The sequence below is a fragment of the Streptomyces flavofungini genome (assembly GCF_014650815.1).
In the GTDB taxonomy this organism is placed as follows: Bacteria; Actinomycetota; Actinomycetes; order Streptomycetales; family Streptomycetaceae; genus Streptomyces; species Streptomyces flavofungini.
This window is the reverse complement of record NZ_BMVR01000005.1, coordinates 659,696-685,331: the sequence shown is the minus strand read 5'-3', so window position 1 is coordinate 685,331 and position 25,636 is coordinate 659,696. Positions and strand designations below refer to the sequence as shown.

The window sequence follows — 25,636 nt, the reverse complement described above, 5'->3', positions numbered from 1 at the left end:
CGTTTCCGACTCTATCAGATCTTTCCGGCTTCCCGTTCCGACCCGATTTCCTCGGCGCCTTCCAGGTATTCGCTTTCGCGTTTCCCTTTCCGGCGTTTCCGACTTTATCAGAAGTTTTCGGCCGGTCTGACCGGCTCAACTTTCCGATTCATCGGGATGGCTTCTCGATTAAATGAGATTCAAGAAGCAGGAGGATTTTAACTGTCGCCACGCGAGCTGTCCAGCTCTAGGCAACTGTTCGAATCTACCTCCCCGGACCTGCCATGTCAATGACTTTTCTGGGGCGATGAGGAGACTAGCAGGTCAGATGCGACGTGCGCACATCACGCGGCAGTAGGCACCGTGGCACTGCGCTCGTGCTCTTCGATGTCGCCCGTCTCGCCTTCGCGCGCGGCCCGGCCACCGAGGACGTAGACGTACGCGAGGAACGCCAGCTCGGCGGCGATGCCGATGCTGATTCGGGCCCAGGTGGGGAGGCCGGACGGGGTGACGAAGCCTTCGATGGCGCCGGAGATCAGGAGGACCAGGGCCAGGCCGATGGCCATGCCCAGTGCGGCGCGGCCCTCCTCGGCCATGGCGGTGCGGCGGGTTCGTGGGCCGGGGTCGATGAGGGTCCAGCCGAGGCGGAGGCCGGTACCGGCGGCTACGAAGACGGCGGTCAGCTCCAGGAGGCCGTGTGGGAGGACGAGGCCCAGGAACGTGTCGAGGCGGTCCGCGGAGGACATCAGGCCGATGCCGACACCCAGGTTGAGCATGTTCTGGAAGAGGATCCAGATGACCGGAAGGCAGAGGAACGCACCCAGGACCAGGCACATCGCTGCTGCCTGGGCGTTGTTCGTCCATACCTGGGCGGCGAAGGACGCCGCCGGATGGCTGGAGTAGTACGTCTCGTACTCGCCTCCGGGGCGGGTGAGATCACGCAGCTCCGAAGGGGCGGCTATGGAGGACTGCACTTCGGGGTGGGTGCCTATCCACCAGCCGATTACTGCGGCCAGGGCTACGGAGAGCAGGGCCGTGGGGACCCACCAGTGGCGGGAGCGGTAGACCGCCGCGGGGAAACCGTGGGTCAGGAAGCGGGTGGCGTCTCTCCAGGAGGCACGGCGGGTGCCTGTCACAGCACTACGCGCGCGTGCCACCAGCTGGGTGAGGCGGCCGGTGAGCTGCGGGTCCGGGGCGCTGGACTGGATCAGTGAGAGGTGCGTGGCCGTGCGCTGGTAGAGGACGACGAGTTCGTCGGCCTCGGGGCCGGTGAGGCGGCGTTGGCGGCGCAGCAGGGCGTCCAGACGGTCCCATTCGGCCCGGTGGGCGGACACGAAGACGTCGAGGTCCATCGGTTGGCTGCTCCTCGGCTTCTCGTACTGCGGCTCTCGTGGTGCGGCGCGATCGATAGTCAGCTTGGCAGACTGGCGGTTCCGGGGGCATCGACGGGAAGGGCGGCAGGCGTGAGTGAGCTGGTGACGGGCGAGGCGGTGGCGCTGGAACTGCGTCCCGCGAAGTTGCCGAGTCGTGCGCTGGCGGTGCTCATCGACATGGTCGTGGCCTGGTCGGCGTATCTGGCCGTGACGCTGGGGCTGCTGGCCGCGGCCGGGTCGCTCGACGACGCGGCGGTCGCCGCGATCGCGGTGGCCACGTTCGTGCTGGTGCTCGTGGGCGTGCCGATCGCGGTGGAGACGCTGAGTCATGGGCGGTCGCTCGGGAAGCTGGCGTGCGGACTACGGGTGGTGCGGGACGACGGCGGGCCGATCCGGTTCCGGCACGCGTTGGTGCGCGGGGCGATCGGGGTCGTCGAGATCCTCATGACGTTCGGGGTCGTCGCGTGCATCGCCTCGCTGGTGTCGGAGCGCGGGCGGCGGCTGGGGGATGTGTTCGCGGGGACGCTCGTCGTACGGGAACGGGTGCCGACGGGGCGTACCGAGTACGTGCCCGCGCCGCCGCCGTGGCTCGTGGGGCGGTTCGCGGAGCTGGACCTGTCGGCCGTGCCGGACGGGCTCTGGCTGGCCATTCGCCAGTACCTGACGCGGATGGGGCAGCTCGATCCGCAGGTCGGCTGGGCGATGGCGGAACGTCTCGCCAATGATGTGGTCGCACGGACCGGGGCGCCGGCGCCGGAGGGCGTGCCCCCGGCGGCCTTCCTCGCCGCTGTCGTGCACGAGCGGCAGGCCCGCGAGGCGCGGCGGGCGTTCGGGGAGCAGGGGGCGGGAGTGGCGCCGGTGCCGGGTGGGCCGAGTGGTCCGGGTGCGCCCGCGGCCTGGTCAGGGTCTGGTCAGCAGCCGGGCCCGTTCGCAGCTCCCGGGTACGCCGACCAGCTCGCGCCCCCACCTCCGTCGCCGACCGGACCGGCCCAGCCGCCCCAGCCCGCCGCCATGCCCCCTACGCCCACTCCCCCGGCCCCCGAGGAGCCCGCCCGGCCCTCGACGGGCTTCGTGCCGCCCGCGTAGATCAGCACCGACGTAGGCCGCACCCGCTTGGGGCCGCACCCGCTTGGCGCCCCGCCCGCACCTCAGCCTCAGCCTCAGCCGAACACCGACGGCGGGGTTTCCAGGTTCTCCAGCTCGATGCCGGGGGCCGCGAGGACGACGTCGCCGGTGAGGTGGACGGTGTGCTGTTCGCCCGTGTCCAGGGCTGTGACCTGGTATTCGTCCACGGTCAGGGGGCCGTTGTCAGTGGCGTGTGCTTCGCTTTTCAGCAGGGCCCAGGACTGGTCGAGGGTGCGGGGGGCGAGGACCGGGTCCGTGAAGGCGACCAGGCGGACGCGGGTCGCGGGGGAATCGGGGGTGAGCCGCAGCAGTCGGGCGGTGGCGACGAGGAAGGCGGGGGATGTGCCAGTGATGGCGTGAGCGGGGGCGTTGTGCTCGTCGGCGTGCGCGCCGGTGGCGTCGGTCCGGACCCAGGTGACGCCGTCGAGGGCGGCGGCGCGCACCCGCCAGCCGGAAGCGTTCAGTTCGAGTCGGATGGGGCGGCCGAGTTCGTCGAGGGCCAGATCGACGGAGCCCGCGTGGTCGCCCGAGGGGGTGGTGCGCTGGGCGACGTAGCGCCAGCCGGAAGGGCCGGGCGCGCAGTGGAAGTGTTCTTCGCCGAGGGGAGTGTGATCGTGCGGATCGTGAAGCGAATATCGGCCGCGAGGCATGGTGCGTGGTCCTTGTCGGGCGTGGGGCAGAGCATCCCGGCGGGCGCCGCTACGGGGGCAGGCCCCCGCCGCGAGGGGCGAGGGCCTGCTGGAGGCGTACTGCCGGGCGGCCGCCGGGCGTGACCGGTCCCGCGTCGGGAGCCGGGTCGTGACCGGGCCCCGTGTCGGGGTGAGGTCATGACCGGGTCCCGTGTCGGGGTGGTCGCGGTGGCGGCCGGGGCCGGGGTCAGTAGCGGTAGTGGTCCGGCTTGTACGGGCCCTCGACCTGGACGCCGATGTACGAGGCCTGCTCGGGGCGGAGCGTCGTGAGCTTCACGCCGAGCGAGTCCAGGTGCAGGCGGGCGACCTTCTCGTCGAGGTGCTTGGGGAGCACGTAGACGTCGGTCGGGTACTCGTCGGGCTTGGTGAACAGCTCGATCTGGGCCAGGGTCTGGTCCGCGAACGAGTTGGACATCACGAAGGACGGGTGGCCGGTGGCGTTGCCCAGGTTCAGCAGGCGGCCCTCGGACAGCACGATGAGGACCTTGCCGTCGGGGTGCGTCCAGGTGTGGACCTGCGGCTTGACCTCGTCCTTGACGATGCCCGGGATCTTCGCCAGGCCGGCCATGTCGAGCTCGTTGTCGAAGTGGCCGATGTTGCCCACGATCGCCTGGTGCTTCATCTTGGCCATGTCCGAGGCCATGATGATGTCCTTGTTGCCGGTCGTGGTGATGAAGATGTCGGCCGTCTCCACCACGTCGTCGAGCGTCGTGACCTGGTAGCCGTCCATCGCGGCCTGCAGGGCGCAGATCGGGTCGATCTCGGTGATGATCACGCGGGCGCCCTGGCCGCGCAGCGACTCGGCGCAGCCCTTGCCCACGTCGCCGTAGCCGCAGACGACCGCGGTCTTGCCGCCGATGAGGACGTCGGTGGCGCGGTTGATGCCGTCGATGAGCGAGTGGCGGCAGCCGTACTTGTTGTCGAACTTCGACTTGGTGACGGCGTCGTTGACGTTGATCGCCGGGAACAGGAGCTGCCCGTCGCGGTGCATCTCGTACAGGCGGTGGACGCCGGTGGTGGTCTCCTCCGTGACGCCGCGGATCTCCGAGGCGAGCTGGGTCCACTTCTGCGGGTTCTCACCGAGCGTGCGGTGCAGGACCTGGAGGATGACGCGGTGCTCGTCGGACTCGGCGGTCTCGATCGCCGGGACCTTGCCGTCCTTCTCGTACTCGACGCCCTTGTGGACGAGGAGGGTGGCGTCGCCACCGTCGTCCAGGATCATGTTCGGGCCGCCGGTGGGCGAGTTCGGCCAGGTCAGGGCCTGCTCGGTGCACCACCAGTACTCCTCCAGGGTCTCGCCCTTCCAGGCGAAGACCGGGATGCCCTGGGGGTTGTCCGGGGTGCCGTTCGGGCCGACGGCGATGGCCGCGGCGGCGTGGTCCTGGGTCGAGAAGATGTTGCAGGAGACCCAGCGGACCTCGGCGCCGAGGGCGACGAGGGTCTCGATGAGGACGGCGGTCTGCACGGTCATGTGCAGGGAGCCCATGATGCGGGCGCCGGCCAGGGGCTGGCTGGCGGCGAATTCCTTGCGGATCGACATCAGGCCGGGCATCTCGTGCTCGGCGAGGGTGATCTCCTTGCGGCCGTAGTCGGCGAGGGAGATGTCGGCGACCTTGAAGTCCTGGCCGTTGGCGGCAGTCATTCTGAGCTGCTCCTCGTGATTGGTCGAGGGTGGGCATGGCTGACCTGCGGCGTCGGGGCACAGAGGTGCACCGGCGCGCGCAGTGCAGTCCGTCGGAGGCCCTCTCTCCCTCGGCCGGTCCAGGAGCGGACCGCCCGACCGCCATCAGCAGCGACGTCTGGCACTGTCACGAATCTACACCGATTGGCGCAGCGCGCCCCAGCCCGCCTCGTGCCGGACTGTGGCCGAATCGAGGATGGAACAAAGGCCATGAGACCCCGTCGAACCGGGACCTTTGCGCTTTTGCACTGGTCCTCGACTGTTGCAGGATGCCGGGAGATCGGGAGCATGCGCGCGATCGTTTTTTAGCCAAGGCGTTAGGAGATCCACGTGACCAGTCCGGCCGACCCCGTGGCAGGCGGGGACCCCAGTGGGCATCAGCGGCTGAAGCTGCTCGCGGTGACCGCCTGTCCGACGGGCATCGCCCACACGTACATGGCGGCGGAGAAGCTCCAGCAGGCCGCCGACCGCCAGGGCATCGAGATGAAGGTGGAGACGCAGGGCTCGATCGGGGCCGAAAATGTATTGACTGACAACGATGTCAGAGAGGCCGACGGCATCATCGTCGCGGCCGACAAGGATGTGGATCTGGCACGGTTCGCGGGCAAGCGGGTGCTGTCCGTCGGGGTGTCCGAGGGCATCAGTCACCCGGAGCGTCTGATCGAGCAGGTGCGGAGCGCGCCCGTGCACGGTGGCGGGGGCGGCGCCGGTGGTACCGCGTCGGCGAGCGGCGGCGGGGGTGCGGGCGGCGGCCGGGAGCGGAGCGTCGCGTACAAGGCGCTGATGAACGGCGTCTCGTACATGATCCCGTTCGTCGTGGTCGGTGGGCTGCTGATCGCGATCTCGCTGTCGCTCGGCGGGCACACCGACCCCAAGGGCGGCCTCGTCATTCCGGACGACTCGTTCTGGATGCATGTGAATCAGATCGGGGTCATCGGCTTCACGCTGATGGTGCCGATCCTGTCGGGGTACATCGCGTACGCCGTCGGGGACCGGCCCGCGTTGGTGCCGGGCATGATCGGCGGGTGGATCGCCAACACCGGTGAGCTGTACGACTCCAAGGCGGGGGCGGGGTTCATCGGGGCGATCGTGACCGGGTTCCTGGCCGGGTATCTGGTGCTGTGGATCAAGAAGGTCAAGGTTCCGAAGTTCGTCCAGCCGATCATGCCGATCATCGTGATCCCGATTCTGGCGACGAGTGCGCTCGGGCTGTTCTTCATCTACGTCATCGGCAAGCCGATCTCGTGGGTGTTCGAGCATCTGACGGACTGGCTCAGCGGGATGACCGGGACGAGTGCGATTCTGCTCGGCGCCATTCTGGGGCTGATGATCGCGTTCGACATGGGTGGGCCGGTCAACAAGACCGCGTTCCTGTTCGGCGCGGGGCTCATTGCCACCGGCAACCAGACCGTCATGGGCATGTGCGCCGCGGCGATTCCCGTCATGCCGCTCGGGCAGGGGCTCGCGACGCTGATCCGCAAGCGGCTGTACAGCGAGCAGGAGCGGGAGACCGGGCTCGCGGCCTTGTTCATGGGCTTGTTCGGGATCTCGGAGGGTGCGATTCCGTTCGCTGCGGCGCGGCCCGCGCAGGTCATTCCGGCGAACATGCTCGGTGGTGCGGTGGCCGGTGCGGTGGCCGGTCTGGCCGATGTGAAGGACGCGGTGCCGCACGGAGGGCCGATTGTGGCGGTGCTGGGGGCTGTCGGGGGTGTGCCGATGTTCTTTGTGGCTGTGGCGGTCGGCACCGTTGTCACTGCGCTCGCGACCGTGGCGCTGGTGGACATCAGTGAGCGGAAGCGGCGAGGGGAGCCGTTGGTCGGCGGGCCCGGTGGGAGCGAACCGGTGCTCGCGGGAGTCGGGGCCGGGGCGGCCGTCGCTGGCCCTGGCGTCGGCTCGGGGGCCGGCGCGACAACGAAGTCCCCTGCCGTGCCTGCCCCTTCAGCCCCCGCGGCGCAGGTGCCCGCCGACGCGGCGGCTGCCGGTGGCGAAGTCCTCTCCGGGTATCTGACCGAGCAGACCGTCAAGGTTCAGCTCGACGCCGACGAGAAGGAGGCCGCGATCCGGGAGATGGCGGAGCTGCTCGCTCGGACCGGGAAGGTCGTCGACGTAGCGGAACTGGTGCGGACCGCGCTGCGGCGGGAGGCGCAGGGCACGACGGGGCTCGGTGAGGAGATCGCGATCCCGCACGCCAAGACGGACGCGGTGACCTCGCCGGTCGTGGGGTTCGCTCGGTCCGCCGAGGGGATCGAGTGGGGGGCGCTCGACGGTACGAAGGCCAAGCTGATCTTCATGATCTCGGTGCCGGAGGCGGCCGCGGGCGATGAGCATCTGCGGATTCTGGCGATGCTTTCGCGGAAGTTGATGGACGTCGGGTTCCGGGAGCGGCTGGTGGCCGCGCCGGACGAGGTGGCGGTTCTGGACGTTCTGCGCGAGGTGCGGTGAGGACGAGGACGTCCGTACGGTGAAGGGCCCCGCACCGGAATGGTGCGGGGCCCTTGTCACCTGGACGCGAACGTCAGGTGCACGGCACAGGGTGGGGCGGGCGGCTCCTCAGTGGTCGCCCTCCGGCGCGCCGCCCGGGGACTTCGCCGGGTTCGTGCCCGTCGCCGCGGCTTCCGCGTTGTAGATGTCCGGCTCCAAGTAGATGACTCGGGCGATGGGGACGGCCGCGCGGATGCGGTCCTCGGCGGCGTTGATCGCTTCGGCGACTTCGCGGGCCGTGTCGTCGTGCTGGACGGCGACCTTGGCGGCGACGAGGAGTTCCTCGGGGCCGAGGTGGAGGGTGCGCATGTGGATGACGCCGGTGACGGTGTCGCCGTCGACGAGGGCCTGCTCGATCTTCTCGACCTCTTCGGTGCCCGCGGCCTCGCCGAGGAGCAGCGACTTGGTCTCGGCGGCGAGGATGATCGCGATGAGGATGAGCAGGACGCCGATGCACAGGGTGCCGATGCCGTCCCAGACGCCGTCGCCGGTGGCGAGGGCGAGGCCGACGCCGCCGAGCGCGAGCACCAGGCCGACGAGCGCGCCGAGGTCTTCGAGGAGCACGACGGGCAGTTCGGGGGCCTTGGCGCGGCGGACGAACTGGATCCAGGTGAGCTTGCCGCGCAGGGCGTTGGACTCCTTGATGGCCGTCCGGAAGGAGAAGGACTCCGCGATGATCGCGAAGACCAGGACGCCCACCGGCCAGTACCAGTGCTCGATCTCGTGCGGGTGCTTGATCTTCTCGTAGCCCTCGTAGATGGCGAACATGCCGCCTACGGAGAAGAGCACGATGGAGACCAGGAACGCGTAGATGTAGCGCTCGCGGCCGTAGCCGAAGGGGTGTTGCGGGGTCGCCTCGCGCTGGGCCTTCTTGCCGCCGACGAGCAGCAGGCCCTGGTTGCCGGAGTCGGCGAGCGAGTGGACGCTCTCGGCGAGCATCGAGGACGAGCCACTGAAAAGGAACGCCACGAACTTCGCCACCGCGATCGCGAGGTTGGCGGCGAGTGCCGCCACGATCGCCTTTGTTCCGCCTGACGCACTCATGTGTGCCCGATGTCCCTTCGCCTGCGTCACTACGCGTTGCCCACGGCCGGGCGCTGCTTTGCCCGGCCTTTGCGGTGGGTCATTGTTGCAGCACGGGAGGCGCGGGGTGGGTCAGGCCACCACAGTGGCGCGGAAAACCGTGCCGGTCCCGGACACTTCGGCCTTTTCACCCGCGGGGACGAACGCGGACTGTCCGGGTGTCAGGGCGAGGTCGCCCGCGCGGACGGTGCCCGCGGTGCAGAGCAGGATCTGCGGGTTCCCGGTGGTGAGGTCGTGTGCGGCGCCGCCCTCGGGCAGGACGAAGCGGGAGAGGCGGAACTCGTCGATCGGCGTCTCGTAGACCTCCTCGCCGTCGGCTGACGCCTCGGGGCGCAGCACGCCGGGGTCGGTGGCCTCGAAGCGGACGACGCGCAGGAGTTCGGGTACGTCGACGTGCTTCGGGGTGAGGCCGCAGCGCAGCACGTTGTCCGAGTTGGCCATGATCTCCACGCCCAGGCCGTCGAGGTAGGCGTGCGGGACTCCGGCGCCGAGGAACATGGCCTCGCCGGGCTGGAGTTGGACGTAGTTGAGGAGCATGGCCGCGATGACGCCCGGGTCGCCGGGGTAGTGCCGGGCGATCGAGGCGTACGGGGCATAGTGGCCGCCGAGGCGTTCGGCGGCGGCCGCGGCCTCGGTGACGGTCTTCGCCATGTCGTCCGGGTCGGCGGTGAGCACGGCCGTCAGGACCTCGCGCAGCGCGGCCTCCTCGGGCTTGGCGTGCAGCAGGTCGACGTACGGCTTCAGGGAGTCGACGCCGAGGCCTGCGAGCAGGTCGGCGGCCTCGGTGGGGGCGCGGAAGCCGCAGAGTCCGTCGAACGGCGTGAGGGCGCAGATCAGTTCGGGCTTGTGGTTGGCGTCCTTGTAGTTGCGGTGCGGGGCATCGATGGGGACGGCGCGGCGCTCCTCGTCGTCGTACCCCTCCTTGGCCTCTTCCAGGTTCGGGTGGACCTGGAGGGAGAGGGGGGCGCCGGCAGCGAGGATCTTCAGGAGGAACGGGAGGCGCGGGCCGAACTTGGCGACGGCGCGCGGGCCCAGCTCACGCGCCGGGTCCTCGTCAATGACCTCGTCGAGCGGGCCGCGCTCGGTGCGCGAGGGTGCGCCCGGGTGGGCGCCCATCCACATCTCGGCCTGCGGCTCGCCGGTCGGCTCGGCGCCGGTCAGCTCCGCGATGGCGGTGGTGGAGCCCCAGGCGTAGGGGCGGATGGTGTTGGTGAGGCGGTCCACGGGGGAGGTCTCCCTTACGGATGGTGCGGGTACGCGGGTGCGGGCGCCCCGGCAGGGGCGGTCACCCGGCGGGTGCGGGCGCCTTGGCGGGCGCGGGCGGTGCCGTCATCGTCGGCGTGCGGTCGTGGTCGGCGTACCGTCACTGTCGGCGTGCCGTCATGATCGGCCCCCGGAGGCGAGCGCCAGGTAAACGGCCGCGAAATCCGTGATGGCGATCAGCTCGGCGAGGCGTTCCAGGTCGCTGCCGTCCTCCGGCTCCAGCTCGCTGAGCGGCACGTCGTGGCTGTGGGCCAGCTCGCGGGCGGCGGGCGCGGCCGTCAGGCCCCCGGCGTCGGAGGGGCGCTCGCGGAGCAGGACCACGCGGGCGCGCAGCGAGGCCGCTTCGTCGACGCGGTCACGGAAGAAGTCGTCGGCATCGGCGCCGCCCGCGATGCCGCCCGCCAGCAGCGCGGCGTGCGCGGGCAGGGCCTCGGGCAGTTCGGCGGCGAGGGCCGCGTGGCCCGCGAGTTCGGCGAGGGCGGCGGCGAAGCGGCGGCCCGCCATGCCCGCGCTCTGGCCCTCGCTCCAGATCAGCGGCAGCGACTCGGACAGCTCGGCGGCGAGGGTCTTCGCGGGGTTGCTGTACGTCGTGATGGCCGGGCCGCAGCGCTCGGCGACCTCGTCCAGGCGGTCGGCGACCTTCTGGAGGGTGTCCACGGGGGCGGTGATCAGGCCGGTGCGGTCCAGGAGGACGAGCAGCGGGGTGAGCAGCGCCCAGAGGGTGCCGGGGGCGGCCGCGGGGGCCTCCGACGGATCGTTGTGCGGGGTGGTCAGGGGGCCGCGGTCCTCCGGTACGCCGTGGGCGGCGCCGGGGCGGCCGAGGCTCTGCTGTCCGACGGGGTCCGCCTGCGCGGGGTCGGCGGGCTCCTCGCGCGTGCGGACGCGGCTCTCCGCCTCGCCGTACGTGCCGTACGCCGCCGCGGGCGAGGTGGCCATCGGGACCGTCAGGCCGTGCGAGCCCTCGACGCTCTCCGCCAAGGGCGTGCGGGCCGGGGCCACCGCGACGACGGTGCAGCCTCGGCGGTACGCCTGCTCGGCGAGGAGCGGCAGGCCCGGTTCCGTGCCGTCCGGGGTGACGATGAGCAGCAGGTCGACGGGGCCCGTCCAGCCGGGCAGGGACCAGCGCAGGGCGCCCGCGGCGGGGGCGACTCCGGTGGGCGCGAGGCGTACGACGGGGCAGCCGGTGCCCGCGAGCGCGCCGATGAGGTCGGCCACGCCGGTGGCCGCGGTGCCCGGGCCCGCGATCAGGACGGCGCGGGGGCGGCCGTCCGGCTTGAGCTCCGTGAGGCCGGACTCCGTGGCGTGCCGGACCGCGGTCCGCACGCGGGCGCCCGCCTCGGCGGCGCCCCGCAGCAGATCGTGCAGGTCGGCCCGGGCCAGGGCCTCGGGGGCGTCAAGGAGCGAGTCGTCGAGCATGAGGGGCGGCCTCCGATCGCCGCGCGCGGCGGGTGGCGGGCTGGGTGGTCGTACGGAGTGCCGGTCGCGGCGTCGTACGGTGCGCCTCTTCGATCGTTACGCGGGGCGGCGGGCCTCGTCGACCAGGAGGACGGGGATGTCGTCGCGGACCGGGTAGGCCAGGCCGCAGTCCGTGCCGCTCGCCGTGCAGACCAGCTCCGTGTCCGTCTCCTTGAGGGGGGCGTGGCAGGCCGGGCAGGCGAGGATCTCCAGGAGGCCGGCTTCGAGCGGCATGGTGCGGGTCCTTTCGGGCGTGCGGGTATGTGGCCGTGTGGCCTGGTCAGGGTACCGCTGGGCGGGGGGCCCGGGCTTGGTCGAGGCGGGGCTGCGCCGGGGCGGGGGCGGCTCAGCCCCTGATGATCGCCAGGGCCTCGTCCCGTACCTTCGCCATCGTTTGTTCGTCGCGGGCCTCCGCGTTGAGGCGGAGGAGGGGCTCCGTGTTGGAGGCGCGGACGTTGAACCACCAGTCCGTGGACGTGACGGTCAGGCCGTCGAGTTCGTCGATGGTCACGCCCTCCTGGCCCTCGTACGCGGCCCGGATCGCCGCGAGGCGCGCCGTCTGGTCGTCGACCGTGGAGTTGATCTCGCCGGAGCCCGCGTAGCGGTCGTACTGGGCGACGAGGCCGGACAGCGGGCCGTCCTGGCCGCCGAGGGCCGCGAGGACGTGCAGCGCGGCCAGCATGCCGGTGTCGGCGTTCCAGAAGTCGCGGAAGTAGTAGTGCGCGGAGTGCTCGCCGCCGAAGATGGCGCCCGACTTGGCCATCTCCTCCTTGATGAAGGAGTGGCCCACGCGCGTGCGCACGGGCGTGCCGCCGTTCTCGCGGACGACCTCCGGGACCGACCAGGAGGTGATCAGGTTGTGGATGACCGTGCCGGAGCCGCCGTGCTTGGCGAGTTCGCGGGCGGCGACCAGGGCGGTGATCGCGGACGGCGAGACGGGGCCGCCGTTCTCGTCGACGACGAAGCAGCGGTCGGCGTCGCCGTCGAAGGCGATGCCGAGGTCGGCGCCCTCCTCGCGCACGCGCGCCTGGAGGTCGACGATGTTGGCCGGGTCCAGTGGGTTGGCCTCGTGGTTGGGGAAGGTGCCGTCCAGCTCGAAGTACATCGGGACGAGCGTGAGGGGCAGGCCGTCGAAGACGGTGGGGACGGTGTGGCCGCCCATGCCGTTGCCCGCGTCGACGACGACCTTCAACGGGCGGATGGTGGTGAGGTCGACCAGGGAGCGCAGGTGGGCCGCGTAGTCCTTGAGGGTGTCGCGCCGCGTGACCGTGCCGGGGGTCGCGGCGGCCTCGGGGGCACCCTCGTCCGACCAGCGCTCGACCAGGGCGCGGATGTCCGCGAGGCCGGTGTCCTGGCCGACGGGGGCGGCGCCCGCGCGGCACATCTTGATGCCGTTGTACTGCGCCGGGTTGTGCGAGGCCGTGAACATCGCGCCGGGCAGGTTCAGCGCGCCGGAGGCGTAGTAGAGCTGGTCCGTCGAGCACAGGCCGATCTCGGTGACGTCGACGCCGAGTGCCGTCGCCCCGCGCGCGAAGGCGCCCGAGAGGCCCGGCGAGGAGGGCCGCATGTCGTGCCCGACGACGATCGCCGTCGCGCCCGTCACCTTCGCGAAGGCCGCTCCGAACAACTCGGCGAGGGACTCGTCCCACTGGTCCGGGACCACCCCGCGCACGTCGTACGCCTTCACGAGCTGGGACAGGTCAGCAGTCACGGCAACCCTCTCTGCAAGGTTCAGGGAGCTCGGCAAGCCCACGTCGGTGGCAACAAACTACCCGCACCGCCAAGCCCGAAGGCGCCTCAGGGCAGCATCCACCCCAGCACCGGCGTGCTCTGGCCGACCACGATCAGGCACATCACCAGGAGCAGCCCGAGGCTCCAGGGCAGCACCTTGCGCAGCAGGTCGCCCTCCTTGCCCGCGAGGCCGACGGCCGCGCAGGCGATCGTCAGGTTCTGCGGGGAGATCATCTTGCCGAGGACGCCGCCCGAACTGTTCGCGGCGGCGAGGAGTTCGGGCGAGAGCCCCGACTGCTGGGCGGCCGTCACCTGGAGCGACCCGAAGAGCGCGTTGGCGGAGGTGTCGGAGCCGGACACGGCGACGCCGAACCAGCCGAGCACGGGCGACAGGAAGGCGAGGCCCGCGCCCGCGTCGGCCACGAAGTGCCCGATGGTGGCGGCCTGTCCGGACAGGTTCATGACGTACGCGAGCCCGAGGACGCTCGTCACGGTGAGGATCGCGAACCGCAGTTCGTGCACGGTCGCCACCCACTCGCGCACGGCCACGCGCGCGTGGACGCCGAGGACGACCGCCGTGCCGACGCCGGCGAGGAGCACGAGCGTGCCGCCGGTGGACACGATCGGCAGCGAGAAGACGTTGCCGCCGACCGGCTTGCCCGTCGGGTCGCCGACGTTCAGGAAGGGCCAGTCGAAGGTGCGGGTCGCCTCGGCGAGGAAGTCCTTCACGGGCGGGATCTGGGCGACGGAGAAGATCGCGACGATGAGGGCGTACGGGGCGTAGGCGCGCACCACGTCCGCGCGCGGGTCGTCGTGGTCCAGGTCCTCGCTGCGGGCTCCGGTCAGGACGGCGGCGCGGACGGGCTCGGCGGCCGGTCTGCGGGCGCCCGGGACAGCGACGAGCGCCCCCGCGCCCGCCAAGGCGGCACCGATGTCCGCCAGTTGCGCGGAGACGTAGTTGGAGGCCGCGAACTGGGCGGCGGCGAAGGCGAATCCGCAGGCCGCAGCGGGCACCCAGGTCTCGCGGAGGCCGCGCCGCCCGTCGACCAGGACGACGAGCAGCAGCGGCACGACGAGGGCGAGCAGCGGTGTCTGGCGGCCGACGACGGTCGCGACGGTGTCCAGCGGGATGCCGGTGACCTGGGCGAGCGTCACCACGGGGGTGCCCATGGCGCCGAAGGCCACGGGTGCGGTGTTGGCGACGAGGGCGACGACGGCGGCGCGCACCGGGTCGAAGCCGAGCGCGACCAGCATCACCGAGCAGATCGCGACGGGGGCGCCGAAGCCGGCGAGCGCTTCCAGGAGCGCGCCGAAGCAGAAGGCGATGACGAGCGCCTGGATGCGCGGGTCGTCGGAGAGCCGTCCGAAGGAGCGGCGCAGGATGTCGAAGTGCCGGGTGCGGACGGTCATCCGGTACACCCACAGGGCGTTGACGACGATCCACAGGATGGGGAAGAGCCCGAAGACGGCGCCCTGCGCGGCGCCGGACGCGGTCTGGCCGAGCGGCATGCCGTACGCGAGCCAGGCGACGGCGACGGCGACCGCGAGGCCGATGAGTCCCGCGCGGTGGGCCTGCACGCGGACGGCGCCGAGGAGGACGAGGACGGTGAGCAGGGGCAGGGTCGCGACGAGGGCGGACAGGCCGAGCGAGTCGGCTACGGGCTCCAGTTCCTGGACGTACACAGGGGCCTCCCCGGACGTTCCGTGGGCTCGCGGTCAGCGACGGCCGAAACGGCCGACGCGGCACCACGAGCGTTTCCGTGATGCGGAAAGCGATCTCTCACGGATGAGGGGAATGGTCGTGTCCGCGCCAACGTCACGTCAATGGGGCGTGCGGGGCGGGTTGTTCAAGAGTGAAGGGCCGGTTGTTCAAGAGTGAATAACGGACCTCTACGGAGAGGGCCTTCAGGACTCCGGTGAGCGCAGCACCCGCAGGTGCCCCCGGCGGGCGACCTCCATCGGGTCCGCCGCCCGCGCCCCGCCGCCACCGGCTCCCGCGGCCCGTTCCTGCGGCCGCGCGGCCTCCCGCACGGCGTTGGCGAGCGCTTCGAGGTCGTCACCGCTGGGCCGGGCCGGACCGGAGCCGTCGGCGAGGCGGACGACCTCCCAGCCGCGCGGCGCGGTGAGGCGCTCGGAGTGCTCGGCACACAGGTCGTAGCAGTGGGGTTCGGCGTAGGTGGCGAGGGGGCCGAGGACCGCGGTCGAGTCGGCGTAGACGTACGTCAGCGTCGCGACGGCGGGACGGCCGCAAGCGGTGCGCGAACAGCGACGTACAGGGCTCACGACGTTGGACGGTACCGCACTCTTGAGCGGGCCGCGACGACTCTCCATGAGGTCACTCCCCCGTGTCGTGTCGTGATCCCGCGCCCGGGGCCGTCCGTGGGCGCGCCGCTGACCTGCGAAGACGCAAGGGACCAGTGGGGTCAGCGGTGTTGAACGCGGTCACCACTCGGTACAAATGCGGCCAATCGTCGCGAGATCGACGGTCCCGGAGAGATACGCAATCGAGCCCAAGCTTGGCTGGAATGGTCAGGAAGCGACATGCCGTGCTCCGTGCGGAAAGGGCGATCTCGAGGACTACGCTTCCCCAGTGATGGACGACCCCGTACAACCCCGCTCCAGTGAGCCGAGGCCCCGCCGACGCGACCGTCACGGCAGGGGCATGCGCGGCCCCGTGGCGCCGCCCCAGGTGCCGCTCTCGGCCAGCCGTGCGGAGGCCTTCACCGACCTCGTGCAGGACTCCGTGGAGCGCCTGGAGCGGCGCTGGCCGCAGCTCACCGAGATCGACTTCCTGGTGCTCGACGTGCCGCCGACCATCGGCGGGGACGCCACCGACGAGGAGTGGAGCACCGGGACGGTGCCGCTCGGCGGGACGATCTCGGCCTCCGAGGGGCGGCCCGCGCGGGTCGTCATCTACCGGCGGCCCGTCGAGATCCGCACCAAGGGCCGGGACGAGCGGGCCGCGCTGGTCCACGAAGTGGTCGTGGAACAGGTGGCGGAGCTGCTCGGCCTCTCACCGGAGTCGGTGGACCCCCGGTACGGCGAGGAGTAGGCCGGGGCCCTGGAGGAGCAGGCCGGGGTGCCCGCGGGGCGCCCCCCCCGGCCGCAGCAGGAAGCCCCTGGCCTCAACAGGAAGCCCCCGGCCTCAGCGGGAAACCCCCGGCCTCACTTCTGCAGCACGTCCAGGTCCTGCTCGGCCTCAGGAACGGCCACCATCCCCCGGTCGTCCGGCAGCGTCTGGACCGTGAACATCGGGATGCCGTTCTCCGGGAGCTCCAGCATGCGCGCGGCGTGCACGGGGCCGCCGGACTGGGTCTCCAGGGTGAGGGCATACGACCCCTTGAGCCCGGACGGGACCGGCGGTTCGACCGCGAGGGTCGTGCCGCCCTTGACCGTGTACGTCTTCGTGACGGGCTCCCCCGCCTCCGTGCCCGCCGACGCGGTGACCTTCACGCGGCCCGTCTTCCCGGGGGCCACGAGGGACAGCGTGGAGCCCTTGGCGCGGTTGTCGGCGACGGTGGCGCGGGCGCCGACGGGGCTCGTCGCCGGGATGAACGCGGTCTCCTGCTTGTCGCCCTTGCCGCGCGTGACCCGCAGCCCCGCGACCACGGGAACCGCGTCCTCCGTAGGCGTCAGGAGCAGCGAACCGGGCTCCCCCTTGGTGACGTCGCCCAGGTCGACGGCGGCCGTCATGCCGGACTTCACGTGCAGCGTCTCGTTCCCGGCCGGGGTGATCGGGCCCGTCGGCGAGGCGAGGCGCACCTTCAGGTCGGCGTCGTCGGCGCCGGGCGCGAAGGCGACCAGGCGCACCGACGTGGCGTCCTTGGGGATGCCGGGCAGGACCAGGCTGGGGGCGGGGTCGGTGGAGGCGGGCAGCCAGTCGCCGCCGAGCTTGTCGTCCGAGGAGTGCACGGCCGCGGCCACGCGCCCGCTGCGCGCGGCGACGTGCATCGTGATGTTCGTGTACGGCTTGCCGGTGAGCGTGGACAGCAGCACGGGGACGCTGGAGTGCGGCTGGATCTGGATGGACTGGCCGACGTCGGCCTTGATGCTCCCGTCGCGGCCGTACAGCTCGACGTCCACCACGGCCGCCGCGTCGTCCGGGTTGGTCAGGTGGATGTAGTCGCTGCGGCCCTTGGCGGTGCTGGCGCCGGGGAACCAGAACTCGGTGTCCGGGGCGACGCAGTTGGCACCCTGGACACCGCGCCCGGAGCCCGCGCTGACCGTGGTGGTCTGCTGGACGGTCCAGCCGGGCGCGAGGGCGCCGTCGGCGCTGCCCACGAGCGCGGGCGCCTCGGCACCGGACTCCTCCCCGGTCACGGGCTTGCCCGGCGCCTTCTGCGTGAGGAACGGCTTGAGGCCCTTCGTGCGGTCCTTGCTGCCCTGGTGGGTGTCCGTCAGGACCTTGGGGGCCGGGAGGAGCTCGGCCTTGCCGCCGCTCACGGCGCCCCCGGAGGAGGGCGTGAAGGCCGTGTAGCTCGTCTCCGCGAGGTCGGACGTGCTGGGCTCGGGGCAGAGCAGGCTGGTGCGCTCCACGGGCAGCCGCTTGGCGGTCTTCGCCGCGTCGTCGCCGCCGTCGGGGGCGTTGACCGAGGCGAAGCCGGTGACGGCGGCCAGGGCGGCCGTCGCGGCGATCAGGGACACGGTGGTGCGGTTCACTGCTGGCTCCCGTCGGGACGCTCACTGTCGGGGCCGCGCGGGGGCCGCGGCGGCATCGGCGGGGACTGCGGCGGGACCGGTGGGGGCTGCTGGGCGTAGCCGCCGTCCCCGCGGCCGGCCGGGTCCGCCTCGCCCGGAGCGCCGGAGCCCACCGTGCCCGCGGGGTCGTACGTCTGCCCGTAGCCCGGCTGGTCGCCCCCGTAGGACCCTCCGTAGGCGTACGGGTCGTACTGGCCGCTGTGCCCGGCGCCGCCGGGGCCCGCCTGGTAGGGGTCGGCCTGGTACGGCTGCTCGTAGGAGCCGTACTGCCCGCCCTGGTAGCCCTGTTCGCCGCCGTACGCGCCCTGGTCGGCGCCCGCCGGGGCGGGGGTCTGCCACGCGTCGTACCCGGGCGCCTGGTCCGGGGTGTGCTGGGCCGGGACGGCGCCCAGGCCCTCCGCGTCGGAGCCGTCCGGGCCGTCGGGGCTCGCCTCGCCCTGGGCCCGCAGCCTGCGCGCCCTGCGGCCCTCGCCCGCGACCGCCTGGGCGGGCACGACGGGCTCCTCGGGCAGGTCGTCGTCGACGTCCCGGCGCCGCCCGGGCAGCGCGAGGACCACCAGGACCACGGCGAGCGCGCCCTGCGCCCACAGCCAGCCCGTGTGACCGGCCGTCGGCTCGTACGTGACGTCGAGGCGGCCCGCGGTCGCGGGCAGCTCGAAGCCCTGCGCCCAGCCGTCCACGGTCGTACGGGTCAGCGTCCGGCCGTCCAGGGTGGCCGTCCAGCCCGCGTCGGCCGAGTCGGCCAGGCGCAGGACGCGGCCCTCCTTGCCCGCGGGGATGCGGGTGTGCAGCTCGACGGGGCCCGCGGCCACCGGCTCCGGGTCGCCGGACTTCGGCACGATGGCGGCGCGGGCGACCTGCCGGTCCACCCGCCACAGGGCGCTGCCGTCCTCCTGGCTGAGCCGGGTCAGGCCGGGGGTGGCGTCGAGGGTGCGGCCGAGCTGACGGGGGGCGCCGTCGCGGACGAGGACGTAGCGCACCGCGTAGCCGCCGAGCTGGTCGGCCTGGTCGGCGCCGGAGCCCGCGAGGAGGCGGCCGACGATCCGGTCGAGCCGCTCGTGGGTGCCGTCGGCCGCGGCGAGTTCCGCGTCGCCCAGGCGGGCGCCCGCGCCGCGCACGAGGGTGTACGACACCTCGGCGGTCGTGGCGCTGTCCAGGACGAGCGTGCGGGCCTGGTCCTGGGTGCCGCTCTCCTCGGCGACGAACGCGGGCACCTGCACCGGATCGCGCCGCTGCAGGGGCCCGTCGGCGCCGCCGATCATCCACCCGGCGGCGGCGAGCAGCGGCCCCGCGGCGGCGGCGAAGGCGATGAGCGCGGCCACCGGCTGCCGCCAGCCGAAGCTCTGCTCGGCGACCCGCGCGCGGGCCCCGTCGGCGCCGAGCGCGGCGGCGGCGAGCAGCGCGATGCCGTACGCGAGCGTGGCCGGGCCCGCCCAGGCCGAGCCGTTCGACAGGGCCGCGAAGACCAGTGCCACCAGGGCGACGGCCCAGGCGGTCCGGATCGCCGCCTGCCGCTGCCCGCGCAGCAGCGCACCGAGCGCGGCGAGGACGATGCCGATGAGCAGCAGGCCGCTGACGGTGCCGGGCCCGCCGGGGCTGGCGCCGAGCAGGTCGAGCGCCGACGCGGCGCCCGTGCCGTACTCGAGCCCGGCCTCCTTGAAGAAGCCGAACGGCAGCAGCGACAGCGACCACGGCGCGAGCACGAGCAGCGGCGTGCCGAGCGCGGCGAGGAACCGGGGTCCGTACGCGGTGAGGTCGCGGCGGTGCACCGCGAGCAGCGCCACGCCGAGGACGGCCGCGATGGGCCACACGATCGGCGTGAAGGCGGTCGTGACGGTCAGCAGGAGCGCGTACGCCCAGGTGGCGCGCCAGCTGCCGCGCGCGCCCTCCGGAGCGGCCAGGCCGCTGGCCGAGACGCCCGCGCGCGCGATGAGCGGCAGCAGGATCGCGAGGACTGCCGTGCCGATGCGCCCGCCCGCGAGCGCGCCCGTGGCGGCGGGCAGGAAGGCGTACGCGACGGACGCCCACGCGCGCAGGAGGCGCGACTGGACCAGCGGCCGCGACGCGAAGTACGCCGCGAAGCCCGCCAGCGGCACCGAGCCGACCAGGAGCACCGTGACGGCGAGGCCGCTGGAGCCGAGCAGGAGGGTCGAGAGGAAGCCGAGGAACGCCAGGTAGGGCGGCGCGGACTCGGTGCCGCCGATACCCACCGGATGCCAGCCGTCCAGGAACCGCGACCACAGCCCGGAGGCGTCGGCGGGCGCGGGCAGCAGCGCCCCGCCCGCGAGCGCGCCGCCGCCGAGCAGGGCCCGGCAGGCGATGAGCGAGACGAACAGCAGCACTACGAAGAGCACCGGTCCGGGCTTGCGGGCGATGCGCTTGACGCGGGCGAACTGCTCGATCTCCAGGAAGTCGGCGTCGTCGCCGCCGGGTCCGGACTCGACGGCGCCGCCGTGCCGGCCCGCGGCCGTGACCTCCGCGTCGGAGCGGCCGACCAGGTTGCTCGCGACCTGCTCGACGGTGGCGCGGACCGTGGCTCCGGGCGGCGGGAACAGCGGCCGGGTCTCACTGGCCTCGACGACCGGCTTGCCGCGCTTCCGGCGTCCGGCGAGGATCCGCTCGGGCCGCAACAGGGTGCCGAAGAGACCGGCGACCTCGTCGAGCGCCTGGCCGGGAGCCTTGCCGACGAGGTAGGCGAGGGTGCGCAGGACCGTGCCGACGACGAGCCGCACGAGGACCCAGGGCAGCACCGCCGTGCGGGAGTTCACCAGCAGGGTGTACGCCGCGCCCGCCTTGTCCACGCGGTGCGGCGAGGTGGCCGTGCGGCCCACGCAGTCGACGGTGCGGCGCTCGCGCGAGGACGCCTCGGCGTGCCGCACGACGGCGTCCGGGGCGACCAGGACGCGCAGCCCGGCCGTGTGCGCGCGCCAGCACAGGTCGACGTCGTCACGCATCAGCGGCAGCCGCCGGTCGAAGCCGCCGAGCCGTTCGTAGACCTCGCGCCGGACCAGCATCCCGGCGGTGGAGACGGCGAGCACGGGCCGCACCTGGTCGTGCTGGCCCTGGTCCTGCTCGCGCCGGTCCAGGCCGGTCCAGCGGCGGCCGGAGTGGGCGATGGAGACGCCGACCTCCAGGAGCTGCCTGCGGTCGTACCAGCCACGGAGCTTGGGGCCGATGATCGCGATGTCCTGGGTGTCCTGGCCGAGCTCGCGTTCGTTCTCGACGGCGCGCAGCATCTCGGCGAGGGCGCCGGGCTCGGGCGCGCAGTCGTCGTGCAGGAACCACAGCCACTGCTCGGGCTCGCCGTGCGGCAGCTCCGGCAGGTCGTACGCCTCGTCGCGCCAGCTGCGGCTCACCGGGTCCCAGCCGCTGGGGCGCTTGAGGTACGGCAGTTCCTCGGGGGTGAGCACGGGCGCCGTGCGGACCGCCTCGTCGACGGCGGTGCCGAAGCCGGAGCGGCGGGCCAGGTGCAGCACGCGGTCGGGGCCGAGGGCCTCGGTGAGCAGGCGCGCGGAGTCGTCGGCGCTGCCGGTGTCGGCCGCGATCGCGTTCTGCACGGGGCGGTCCTGGCCGAGCAGCCCGGCGACGGCGTCGGGCAGCCAGCGGGCGCCGTCGTGGGAGACGAGCACGGCGGTGACGACATGCCGCGGGAACTCGGGTGGGCTTGCCGGGTCGAGGCCGGCCGCGCGGGACGGGTCGAACCCGGCGGCAGCGCCTTCGTGGGCTGCCGGGTGGCTGTGCACGGACATCGAGGTACGGGCCCCGGTTCGCTGGACTGCGGTGGACGCGCGCGCCCCGTGGGGGCGCTGTGGCGTCTCGGACGGGGCCCCACACTAACGGCTGGCACCACAACAGCCCGCCGCCTGTGGATAACCCTTGGGCGACGGGCTGTTCGTTGTGCGGCGGGCAAGTGGCGTCAAGCGGCAACAAGGGGTATGTGTGCCGCTCGAAGGGGGCAGTGCGGAGGATCGGCACGGGTGGTCGTACGGCCCCGGGGCGGGGGCGGACGACTGCCCGGCTAGACGGCCGCCTTCTTCAGGCGGCGGCGTTCGCGCTCCGAGAGGCCGCCCCAGATGCCGAACCGTTCGTCGTTCGCAAGCGCGTACTCAAGGCATTCGGAGCGGACCTCGCAAGCGAGGCAGACCTTCTTGGCCTCGCGCGTGGAGCCGCCCTTCTCGGGAAAGAAGGACTCGGGGTCGGTCTGGGCGCACAGTGCGCGCTCCTGCCAGCCGAGTTCCTCGTCCGCGTCCTCGACCAGCAGTTCCTGAACCAGCTCGGTCATGTGCGCCCCTCGTCTGTCTTTGCGTCCCCGTGATGCTGCCGTTACCGATTTCGGCTGAACGACACGAGTGAAATTACAAGTGTGCCGATCCGGGGCAGTCAAGCCGAGATCTGCTATTGGGCCCCTTATTCACTCTGCGGAACCAAGGCTTTGCGGAAAGTGTTCAAATCTACCTAAAACGTGACACTTCCCAGCGGCCGGTCCGCCGCCCGCCCTGTCACGGGCACTCAATGACAGGGACGCCACGGCACTCACTCCCGTTGCATCGGACGACACCGAAGCGAACCGGATCACATTCGGATCACAGGATCACAACGGCGGACGAGCGCCGGTTGACGCGCCGGTTGACGCGCCCGCGAGCGCCGGTTGATGCGGCATGTGTCCCGCGGGGCGACTGCACAAACCTTTCGCCGCTCAGGGGAACCGGATGAGATGAAACATTGTCCACATTTCGGACGTCGAGTTGACACCACGGGTGTGAGCCGCTGTCCTGGTGGGCATGCTCGCGAACTTGGCGCTTTCCGTGACCCGCACTGGCGGGTCTTCCGGTGCTGCCCCCGCGCGCTGTCGCTGTCTCTGTACGTGCGCGTGTTCCAGCTGTTGAGGCGACCCGCCTCCCGCTGTTGAGCCACTCCCCCGCGTACAGCTCGTTTCCTACGTAGAGCTCGTTCTCCTCGTACGCCTGTGTACGACCCCTTCCTGCGACACCCCAGCACTCACACGTTGAGGAACCACCGCACCATGAACAGCGACAGCGACCTCCAGATCGCCGGCGACATCCTCGAAGTCCCGCACCTCCTCCAGCCCGCGCGCGAGCACCCCGCCACCGTCGCCGAGTTCGCGGGCCTCGCCCGCGCCATCGCCGCCGACCGCTCCCAGTGGGCACCCCTCGTCCAGTACGACGCCGCCACCCGCTGGTACCACCGCCTGCGCACGGGGCCCGGCTACGAGGTGTGGCTCCTGTCGTGGGTGCCCGGACAGGGCAGCGGATCCCACGACCACGGGCGCTCCAGCGGCGTACTGACCATCCTCCAGGGCGAACTGACGGAGCGTACGGAGCGCGGCACCCGCGCCCTGGACTCCGGCGCGCAGCGCGTCTTCGCGCCCGGGTACGTCCACGAGGTCGTCAACGACTCCCTCGAACCGGCCGTGAGCCTGCACGTGTACTACCCCGGCCTCACCGAGATGCCGATGCACACGGCCCACTGCGAGGCCCGCGCGCCGCAGGACCCCGTCACCGCCTGAGCCAGGACGCCTGTTCGGCCGCGGGATCCCGTGACCGCCTGACACGATGTCGTACCCGCCTGCGATGCTGGGCGCATGCGCATTGTGGTTCTGGCCGGCGGCATCGGCGGCGCCCGTTTCCTCCGCGGCCTCAAGAAGGCCGCGCCCGACGCGGCGATCACGGTCATCGGCAACACCGGTGACGACATCCACCTGTTCGGCCTGAAGGTCTGCCCCGACCTGGACACGGTGATGTACACGCTCGGGGGCGGCATCAACGAGGAACAGGGCTGGGGGCGGGCCGACGAGACCTTCAAGGTCAAGGAGGAACTCGCGGCGTACGGCGTCGGACCCGGCTGGTTCGGGCTCGGCGACCGGGACTTCGCCACGCACATCGTGCGCACCCAGATGCTCGCCGCCGGATATCCGCTCAGCGCCGTCACCGAGGCGCTGTGCGAGCGCTGGCAGCCCGGCGTGCGGCTCATCCCCATGTCCGACGACCGCGTCGAGACGCACGTCGGCATCGAACTCGACGGCGAGCGCAAGGCCGTGCACTTCCAGGAGTACTGGGTGCGGCTGCGCGCGTCCGTCGACGCGCACGCGATCGTGCCCGTCGGCGCCGAGCAGGCCAAGCCCGCGCCCGGCGTCCTCGAAGCCATCGCCGAGGCCGACGTCGTGCTCTTCCCGCCGTCCAACCCCGTCGTGAGCGTCGGCACGATCCTGGCCGTGCCCGGCATCCGCGAGGCCATCGCCGAGGCCGGGGTCCCCGTCGTCGGCCTCTCCCCCATCGTCGGCGACGCGCCCGTGCGCGGCATGGCCGACAAGGTCCTCGCCGCCGTCGGCGTGGAGACCACGGCCGCCGCCGTCGCCGAGCACTACGGCAGCGGCCTCCTCGACGGCTGGCTCGTCGACACCGTGGACGCGTCCGCCGTCGAGCGCGTCGAGTCCGCCGGGATCCGGTGCCGAGCCATCCCCCTCCTGATGACGGACGAGGACGCCACCACGGCGATGGCGCGGGAGGCACTGGCGCTGGCTGAGGAGGTGCGGGCGTGAGAGGGGCCGAGGGCGCGGGGCCGGGGGCGGCGGAGTCGGGTTCGGCGCGGTCGGGCCCTGTGGGGGCCCGGGCGGCAGGGTCCGGGGCGGGTTCGGGGGGTGTTCCGGGATTTCGGGTGTGGGCCGTGGGCGGGCTGCCCGAGGTGCGGCGCGGTGACGATGTCGCGAAGCTGATCGCCGCCGCCGAGCCCGCGCTCGCCGACGGGGACGTCGTGCTCGTCACCTCGAAGATCGTCAGCAAGGCCGAGGGGCGTGTCGTCGCCGCGGCCGACCGGGAAGCGGCCATCGACGCGGAGACCGTACGCGTCGTGGCGCGGCGCGGGACGCTGCGCATCGTCGAGAACCGGCAGGGCCTCGTCATGGCCGCCGCCGGGGTCGACGCCTCCAACACCCCCGCCGGGACCATCCTGTTGCTCCCCGAGGACCCCGACGCCTCCGCCCGCGCCATCCGCCGCGGCCTGCGCGACGCGCTCGGCGTCGACGTCGGCGTCATCGTCACCGACACCTTCGGGCGGCCCTGGCGGGCCGGGCTCACCGACGTCGCCATCGGTGCCGCGGGCGTGCGGGTCCTCGACGATCTGCGCGGCGGCACGGACTCGTACGGGAATCCGCTCGTCGCCACCGTCGTCGCCACCGCCGATGAGCTGGCCGCCGCCGGTGACCTCGTCAAGGGCAAGGCCACGGGGCTGCCGGTCGCCGTCGTCCGGGGGCTTTCGCATGTGGTCGGCCAGCAGGGGGCGGGCTCCGCGGGGTCGGGCTTCCAGGGGGCGGCGGCCGAGGAGCCGGGCTCCGAGGCGTCGGTCGCGGGTGCCGAGGACGTCGGGGCTCGGGCCCTCGTGCGGAACGCTCGGGACGACATGTTCCGGCTCGGCACGTCCGAGGCCGTGCGGGAGGCGTTGTCGCTGCGGCGGACCGTCCGGGAGTTCACCGACGAGCCCGTCGACCCCGGTGCCGTACGTCGTGCCGTCGCCGCTGCCGTCACCGCGCCCGCTCCGCACCACACCACTCCGTGGCGGTTCGTGCTCCTTGAATCCGCGGCGTCGCGGGTGCGGTTGCTCGACGCCATGCGGGACGCCTGGATCGCGGATCTGCGGCGGGACGGCAGGTCCGAGGACGCCATCGCCCGGCGGGTGCGGCGGGGGGACGTGTTGCGGAACGCGCCCTGTCTCGTGGTGCCTTGTCTCGTCATGGACGGGGCCCACACGTACGGGGACGCCCGGCGGGACGGGGCCGAGCGGGAGATGTTCGTCGTGGCCGCGGGGGCCGGGGTGCAGAACTTCCTCGTCGCGCTGGCCGGGGAACGGCTCGGGTCCGCGTGGGTGTCCTCGACGATGTTCTGCCGGGATGTCGTTCGGGGGGCTCTTGAGCTTCCTGGGGACTGGGATCCGATGGGAGCTGTTGCCGTGGGGCATCCGGTGTCGCCTCCGGCGGGGCGGGTGGGGCGGGAGGTCGAGGGGTTCGTGGCCGTGCGGTAGGGCCCTGCGGGGCTTTCCCCGGTCCCGCCCCGTCCCGTGACCAG

The 25,636-nt window shown here is 72.5% G+C and carries 19 protein-coding genes; 6 read left to right on the top strand and 13 right to left on the bottom strand.

The window, feature by feature from the left end; all coding sequences use genetic code 11:
• Positions 1-323 precede the first annotated feature (323 nt).
• Positions 324-1,331, bottom strand: a complete 1,008-nt coding sequence (locus tag IE274_RS16460) for a stage II sporulation protein M (protein WP_190116452.1) — start codon at positions 1,329-1,331, stop codon at positions 324-326.
• 111 nt (positions 1,332-1,442) lie between these two features.
• Here IE274_RS16460 and IE274_RS16455 point away from each other — a divergent pair, with 111 nt between their 5' ends.
• Positions 1,443-2,438 carry an RDD family protein gene (locus tag IE274_RS16455; RefSeq protein WP_190116451.1) on the top strand — a complete coding sequence of 332 codons (996 nt, stop codon included), beginning with the start codon at positions 1,443-1,445 and terminating at the stop codon, positions 2,436-2,438.
• A gap of 74 nt (positions 2,439-2,512) precedes the next feature.
• On the opposite strand, the gene IE274_RS16450 is transcribed toward IE274_RS16455, so the two are convergent.
• A complete protein-coding gene (locus tag IE274_RS16450; RefSeq protein WP_190116450.1) occupies positions 2,513-3,127 on the bottom strand; it encodes a hypothetical protein in 615 nt (204 codons plus the stop codon).
• A gap of 226 nt (positions 3,128-3,353) precedes the next feature.
• Positions 3,354-4,808 (bottom strand): adenosylhomocysteinase, encoded by a 1,455-nt coding sequence (gene ahcY / locus IE274_RS16445; protein ID WP_190116449.1) that lies wholly within the window; start codon positions 4,806-4,808, stop codon positions 3,354-3,356.
• A 369-nt stretch (positions 4,809-5,177) separates the two neighbouring features.
• Here ahcY and IE274_RS16440 point away from each other — a divergent pair, with 369 nt between their 5' ends.
• Entirely contained in the window at positions 5,178-7,289 is a 2,112-nt protein-coding gene (locus IE274_RS16440) for a fructose-specific PTS transporter subunit EIIC (RefSeq protein ID WP_372447225.1), read from the top strand.
• A gap of 108 nt (positions 7,290-7,397) precedes the next feature.
• Here IE274_RS16440 and IE274_RS16435 read toward each other — a convergent pair whose 3' ends face one another.
• The 7 genes from IE274_RS16435 to IE274_RS16405 form a co-directional block, all read right to left on the bottom strand.
• Positions 7,398-8,372: a cation diffusion facilitator family transporter gene (locus tag IE274_RS16435; RefSeq protein WP_190116448.1), complete on the bottom strand. Its 975-nt coding sequence runs from the start codon at positions 8,370-8,372 to the stop codon at positions 7,398-7,400.
• 111 nt (positions 8,373-8,483) lie between these two features.
• Positions 8,484-9,635 (bottom strand): mannose-6-phosphate isomerase, class I, encoded by a 1,152-nt coding sequence (manA, locus tag IE274_RS16430; RefSeq protein WP_190116447.1) that lies wholly within the window; start codon positions 9,633-9,635, stop codon positions 8,484-8,486.
• Positions 9,636-9,791: 156 nt separating this feature from the next.
• On the bottom strand, positions 9,792-11,090 hold the full coding sequence (locus tag IE274_RS16425) for an SIS domain-containing protein (protein ID WP_190116446.1): 1,299 nt from the start codon (positions 11,088-11,090) through the stop codon (positions 9,792-9,794).
• A gap of 96 nt (positions 11,091-11,186) precedes the next feature.
• Entirely contained in the window at positions 11,187-11,363 is a 177-nt protein-coding gene (locus IE274_RS16420; protein ID WP_190116445.1) for a Trm112 family protein, read from the bottom strand.
• A gap of 112 nt (positions 11,364-11,475) precedes the next feature.
• Positions 11,476-12,840 carry a phosphomannomutase/phosphoglucomutase gene (locus tag IE274_RS16415; protein ID WP_190116444.1) on the bottom strand — a complete coding sequence of 455 codons (1,365 nt, stop codon included), beginning with the start codon at positions 12,838-12,840 and terminating at the stop codon, positions 11,476-11,478.
• Positions 12,841-12,926: 86 nt separating this feature from the next.
• Positions 12,927-14,543 carry an L-lactate permease gene (locus IE274_RS16410; protein ID WP_190116443.1) on the bottom strand — a complete coding sequence of 539 codons (1,617 nt, stop codon included), beginning with the start codon at positions 14,541-14,543 and terminating at the stop codon, positions 12,927-12,929.
• A gap of 222 nt (positions 14,544-14,765) precedes the next feature.
• Entirely contained in the window at positions 14,766-15,191 is a 426-nt protein-coding gene (locus IE274_RS16405; RefSeq protein ID WP_190116442.1) for a DUF3499 domain-containing protein, read from the bottom strand.
• Between the two features lie 262 nt (positions 15,192-15,453).
• On the opposite strand from IE274_RS16405, the gene IE274_RS16400 reads away from it, so the two are divergent.
• On the top strand, positions 15,454-15,912 hold the full coding sequence (locus IE274_RS16400) for a metallopeptidase family protein (RefSeq protein WP_190116534.1): 459 nt from the start codon (positions 15,454-15,456) through the stop codon (positions 15,910-15,912).
• Positions 15,913-16,025: 113 nt separating this feature from the next.
• Here IE274_RS16400 and IE274_RS16395 read toward each other — a convergent pair whose 3' ends face one another.
• From IE274_RS16395 to IE274_RS16385, 3 genes are all read right to left on the bottom strand, one after another.
• Positions 16,026-17,519 (bottom strand): DUF5719 family protein, encoded by a 1,494-nt coding sequence (locus IE274_RS16395; RefSeq protein WP_190116441.1) that lies wholly within the window; start codon positions 17,517-17,519, stop codon positions 16,026-16,028.
• Positions 17,516-21,307, bottom strand: a complete 3,792-nt coding sequence (locus tag IE274_RS16390) for a glycosyltransferase (RefSeq protein ID WP_190116440.1) — start codon at positions 21,305-21,307, stop codon at positions 17,516-17,518. Before IE274_RS16390 ends, IE274_RS16395 begins: the two co-directional genes overlap by 4 nt.
• A 269-nt stretch (positions 21,308-21,576) precedes the next feature.
• Entirely contained in the window at positions 21,577-21,840 is a 264-nt protein-coding gene (locus tag IE274_RS16385) for a WhiB family transcriptional regulator (RefSeq protein ID WP_016642094.1), read from the bottom strand.
• A gap of 741 nt (positions 21,841-22,581) precedes the next feature.
• Here IE274_RS16385 and IE274_RS16380 point away from each other — a divergent pair.
• The 3 genes from IE274_RS16380 (at position 22,582) to IE274_RS16370 (ending at position 25,592) form a co-directional block, all read left to right on the top strand.
• Complete coding sequence (locus IE274_RS16380; RefSeq protein WP_190116439.1) at positions 22,582-23,085, top strand: cysteine dioxygenase; 504 nt, start codon at positions 22,582-22,584, stop codon at positions 23,083-23,085.
• A 75-nt stretch (positions 23,086-23,160) separates the two neighbouring features.
• The gene (cofD, locus tag IE274_RS16375; protein WP_190116438.1) at positions 23,161-24,117 is read left to right on the top strand and encodes a 2-phospho-L-lactate transferase; all 957 of its coding nucleotides are present in this window, start codon (positions 23,161-23,163) and stop codon (positions 24,115-24,117) included.
• Positions 24,118-24,176: 59 nt separating this feature from the next.
• Entirely contained in the window at positions 24,177-25,592 is a 1,416-nt protein-coding gene (locus IE274_RS16370) for a coenzyme F420-0:L-glutamate ligase (RefSeq protein WP_190116533.1), read from the top strand.
• Positions 25,593-25,636: the final 44 nt, after the last annotated feature.